Source organism: Deltaproteobacteria bacterium, assembly GCA_018668695.1.
GTDB lineage: Bacteria > Myxococcota > XYA12-FULL-58-9 > XYA12-FULL-58-9 > JABJBS01 > JABJBS01.
Genome location: JABJBS010000421.1, coordinates 1 through 5,008, shown reverse-complemented (window position 1 = coordinate 5,008; position 5,008 = coordinate 1). Strand labels below are relative to the sequence as shown.

Below are 5,008 nucleotides of genomic sequence, written 5' to 3'. Positions count from 1 at the left end.
TTCATCGAATTCTGGGCAGCCTTCTCCGGGAGTACCAAAAGCAGCCGCGAGGCGCTGATAAGCACGTGCATTCCGGCGAGCGGCGAGCTCATGCGCACGCTTTTGTAGGATTCGCGAGTCCGTGGCTTCAGCTACTCGAGCCGCCTTGAGGTGAAGCATGTGCTGTAACTCGTATTCGTAGGCATCAAATTCGGCACACATTGCGGCCGAAACCATGGCGGTCACGGCAGCTTTATTGGGTGCATCCGTCACACGTTCGAAACTCATCAGTAAATTTCCGATCGAGCGTCCATCCTCACAGGCCATTTGGATATCACTGCTACCCAAAACGTAAGGTCCCATGTGCTCCACGGCGTAATCCGAAATAATATCCCCGGTGGTACCGTAGATAAAACCCGAGCATCCCGTGCCAAACGTGCCCAGAATGATTAAAAAGCCTATCGAAAACAGCTGACTACAATGACGAAACATGCGATTTCCTGCCTGTCCAGAAGGACCAAGTGTTAGAAATACAAGAGAAGAAACACAGTCTTATCGCTTGATGTAGTATTGATCAATCGCTTAACGCGGCGAGTCGAAATTTTGGTCGATATTATGAACCGTGGCTCAGCAAAACATCAATATTCTAGGCTGGAAATGGTTCTTTACCTTCGATCATAGCCAAAAAGGATTGCTCAGAGGCCACGGCAATTCCAAGTTTCTCAGCCTTCGCAAGCTTTGAGCCGGCTTTCTCACCGGCCACCAAAAGGTCGGTTTTACCGGAAACACTCGAAGCGGGTCGCCCGCCGTGCTCCTTGATAAGCGCGTGCATCTCATCGCGGCCGAGAGCAGTAAGCTTACCAGTGACGACGACGGTCTTTCCGTCCAATAGATCGGAAGACTTTTCCACCGCCTGCAATTTGGGATCGAGGCCAAGCTCTCGAAAATCTCTAAGCATCGCTTGGTTCTGCTCGTCGTTAAAATAATCAACAACCGCCTGCGCCACTTCTGTTCCAATGCCATGAACCGCCGCTAGGGTTTCCTCGGTTGCTTGGCTCATCGCCTCAAGGCTGCCAAACTCATTCGCCAGAATACCAGCGACATGCTCACCAACATGACGAATCCCAAGACCGAACACGAACCGGGCCAGCCCCTGCTCTTTGGATTTATCAATCGCAACCAGAAGATTTTCAGTTCGCTTTTCTTTAAACCCTTCGAGGTCGATAAGCTGATCGTAGCTGAGGCGATAAAGGCCGGCTAAATCTTTCACCAAACCCGACGTGATTAAAAGCTTCACAATTTCTTTACCGAGCCCATCGATGTCCATCGCTTTTCGCGATGCATAATGCCGCAATGACTCAAGTACTTTTGCCGAACAGCTTCGATTGTTGCACCGGGTGACCGCCTCGCCTTCTTCACGAGAAGCCTGAGTGTTGCAGGCCGGACAATGGGTGGGGAACGCATAAGCCTCGGCGCCATCAAGACGTTTCTCAAGAATCACTTGCACCACTTCTGGGATCACGTCACCAGCGCGTTGAACCAAGACCGTATCGCCGACCCGTACATCCTTGCGGGCGATCTCATCAGCATTGTGCAAAGTTGCGCGACTAACAACCACGCCCGCAATATTGACCGGATGAAGATGAGCAACCGGGGTAAGAGCCCCTGTTCGGCCAACCTGAATAACAATGTCTTCAACGGTGGTCGTTTCTTGCTGAGCAGGTAATTTATAGGCCGTGGCCCATCGCGGCGCTCTGGAGACTTGCCCCAGCTCGGTTTGCAGCCGGTGCTCATTGACTTTGACAACGACACCATCGATTTCAAAAGGAATCGAATCACGGGTTTTTAAAAACTCCTGGTAAGCGGCACTCACTTCGCCGACCCCACGACAATATTGGGTCGGCAGTGTGGCAAAACCCAGCTCGGCCAGCCACGCCACAAAATCCGTGTGGGTCGTGGGCATTCTGTCTTCATCGGGAATATGCGAGAGTGCGTAAAGAATAGCCGTCATCGGGCGCTGGGCCGTAATATTCGGATCTAACTGACGCAGAGAACCGGCTGCCGCGTTACGGGGGTTGGCAAAGACACTTTGGCCTTGCTCTTCACGCGACTGGTTCATTTGGGCGAATGCTGCCTTCTCCATAAAAACTTCGCCGCGGACCTCAAGCAGCCCATCGAAGCTTTCTCTTAACCTCAACGGAATCGAACCAATGGTTCTCGCGTTTGCGGTAACATCTTCGCCTACTTTGCCGTCACCTCGAGTACTGGCAACCTGTAGAACCCCGTCTTGGTAAACCAGTTCAATCCCCAGACCATCAATCTTAGGCTCAACCGCGTAGTCTAATACTTCATCTTCGCCAAGCCCGAGATGGCGCTTCACCTTGAGATCAAATTCTGCCAACTCCTGATCATCAAACACGTTACCAAGGCTAAGCATCGGATAGCGGTGAGGAACTTGGGCTAAATCAGATCGAGGCGGCGCCCCGACCCGCATAGTCGGTGAATCTGGAGACTGAAGCCCCGCATACTTCTCTTCTAGATCTTGAAGTTGGCGAAATAGTCTATCGTACTCCCCATCGGAAATAATGGGTGCGTCGAGCACATAATAACGGTGATTGTGTTCACGCAGCTGCCCGCGAAGGGCTTCGGCTTGCGTAAGAGTGGAGTCTGAAATGGGGACTGTCATCGGGGCTACTCTACAAAGTGTGTTATCGAACACTTTGGTAGCATACCCCTCTGGCAATTCTTGGGATTTTAGGATGTTAGAAACTCGAATTAGTCGAGTGTTCTGCCAACCTGCTCAACAGTGAAGAATTCGATCACATCGCCAAGCTTGAGGTCGTTGTAGCCTTCTACGCCGATACCGCATTCCTGACCTGAATCAACTTCACGGGTATCATCTTTGTATTGCTTCAAAGAGGCTACCTTGCCCGCATAAATTTCTCGGCTGTCGCGAAGAACGCGAACGTTGGCAGAGCGCTGAGCCTTACCGTCGAGAACACGAGAACCACCGATGACGCCAACCTTGCTGATACGGAAGAGTTCACGAACTTCTGCTCGTCCAACAACCTTCTCAACTTCTTCAGGTGCGAGTAGGCCTTCCATAGCCTTCTTCACATCATCAACCATTTCGTAGATGACGTTGTAAGTTCGGATTTCAACCTTCTCTTTGTCAGCAACGCGGGTAGCATTGCCATCGGGTCGAACACCAAAACCAAGAACCAGACCCTTACTTGCAGAAGCAAGTGTGATGTCAGATTCTTTAATTCCACCAACGCCAGAATAGATGATGTTAACTTTCACTTCATCAGTAGAAAGCTTCACAAGCGCCTGCTTCACCGCTTCTGCTGAACCGTGAACATCAGACTTAAGAACAACGCGAAGTTCTGGAACTTCTTCGTTGCGCATACGCTTCATCAATTCTTCAAGACCCATCTTCGGCTTTGGAACATTTTCCTCAGCTTTAGATTGCTCAACACGGTGGTCAGCAACGTCGCGAGCATTTTCCATCGATTCAACAGCATTGAATTGATCGCCCGCTTCAGGTGTACCTTCCAAACCGATGATTTCAACGGCGGAAGAAGGACCAGCGACTTTAAGCTGCTTGCCCGTATGATCCGTCATGGCCCGTACTTTACCAACCTGCTCACCGACGACTAAGAAGTCACCCTTCTTAAGCGTACCTTGTTGAACCAAAATCGTTGCAACAGGTCCGCGACCTTTATCCAAACGAGATTCAACCACGATACCCTGTGCATCTCGCTTAGGGTTGGCTTTGAGTTCGAGAACTTCAGCCTGCAGTAGAATCGTTTCTAGCAGCTCATCAATACCCGTTTGCTTAATCGCTGAAGTTTGAACGAAGAGAGTATCCCCGCCCCAAGCTTCCGGCATGATATTAAACTGAGAAAGTTCCTGAGTAACACGGTCAGGATTGGCATCCACCAAATCCATCTTGTTAACCGCTACGACAATCGGAACACCTGCAGCTTGAGAGTGCTGAATCGCCTCTTCTGTTTGCGGCATGCAACCATCATCAGCAGCAACAACCAGTACAACAATGTCCGTTGCCTGAGCACCGCGAGCACGCATGGACGTGAACGCCGCGTGGCCTGGTGTATCAAGGAAAGTAATTTTACCCTTACCCTTGAGCTCTACTGAATAGGCACCGATGTGCTGCGTGATACCGCCAGCTTCACCCGAGGCAACCTTCGCGCTTCGAATGGTATCGAGCAGTGAAGTTTTACCATGGTCAACGTGTCCCATGATGGTGACAACAGGAGGACGATTTTCCAGGTCCGCCGGATCTTCGTCATCCACCGCGACTACGTCGAAAACTTCCTCTTCTTTAAAGGCGATAGATTCAACGCGGTAACCAAACTCTTCGCTTACAAGCTGTGCTGTTTCGAAGTCGACAATTTGGTTTACAGTGACCATCATCCCAAGTGGAATCAACTTACGAATGATTTCCGCTGCTTTGACGTTCATCTGCTTCGCAAGGTCTGTGATGATGATATTTTCCTTCATCTTCACTACGCGTTTTGACTCTTTGATATGTGTCGGCAATCCGCGTTCGACTTCTACCTGAGCATGCTTCTTGCCTTTTTTACGTCGAAGACGTGAAGGCTGAAAACTACGCTCACGCATATTCATCATATTGCGCTTATTAGGTCCTTGGTTCGGCTTACCGCCGCCTGGACCGCGTCTCTTTTGAGGTGCGCCTTTGCCTGGACCACCAGGGCCCTTGCGCTCACGCCCGACTTGAACCATTTCGCGTCCACCGCCAAATGGATCACTTACCACTTTAAGTTCGGTAACTTGGCCAAAACGTGGGGCACCGCGACCTGGGCCACCTGGGCCACCTGGGCCACCGGGACGACCACCACCGGGACCACCGGGACGACCGCCACCTGGACCACCGGGACGGCCACCACCAGGACGACCACCGCCGCCGCCGCGGCGTGCAGGCAATCGTTCCATCAGCTTTTCTTTATCGATCATACGTACAACACGTGCGCCGCCTTTAGGTCCT

General features: G+C 51.3%; 3 protein-coding genes. All 3 read right to left on the bottom strand.

What is annotated here, in order from left to right:
* Positions 1-471, bottom strand: a 471-nt coding sequence (locus HOK28_24935; GenBank protein MBT6436359.1) for a hypothetical protein, incomplete at its 3' end; no start/stop codon positions are given.
* A gap of 154 nt (positions 472-625) precedes the next feature.
* Positions 626-2,665 (bottom strand): NAD-dependent DNA ligase LigA, encoded by a 2,040-nt coding sequence (ligA, locus tag HOK28_24930; protein ID MBT6436358.1) that lies wholly within the window; start codon positions 2,663-2,665, stop codon positions 626-628.
* Positions 2,666-2,754: 89 nt separating this feature from the next.
* On the bottom strand, positions 2,755-5,008 hold a 2,254-nt coding region (infB, locus tag HOK28_24925), incomplete at its 5' end, for a translation initiation factor IF-2 (protein ID MBT6436357.1).

Bases quoted from the DNA above. Each gene is read 5' to 3' on its own strand.
- ligA (MBT6436358.1), bottom strand. From the start codon at position 2,665: ATGACAGTCCCCATTTCAGACTCCACTCTTACGCAAGCCGAAGCCCTT.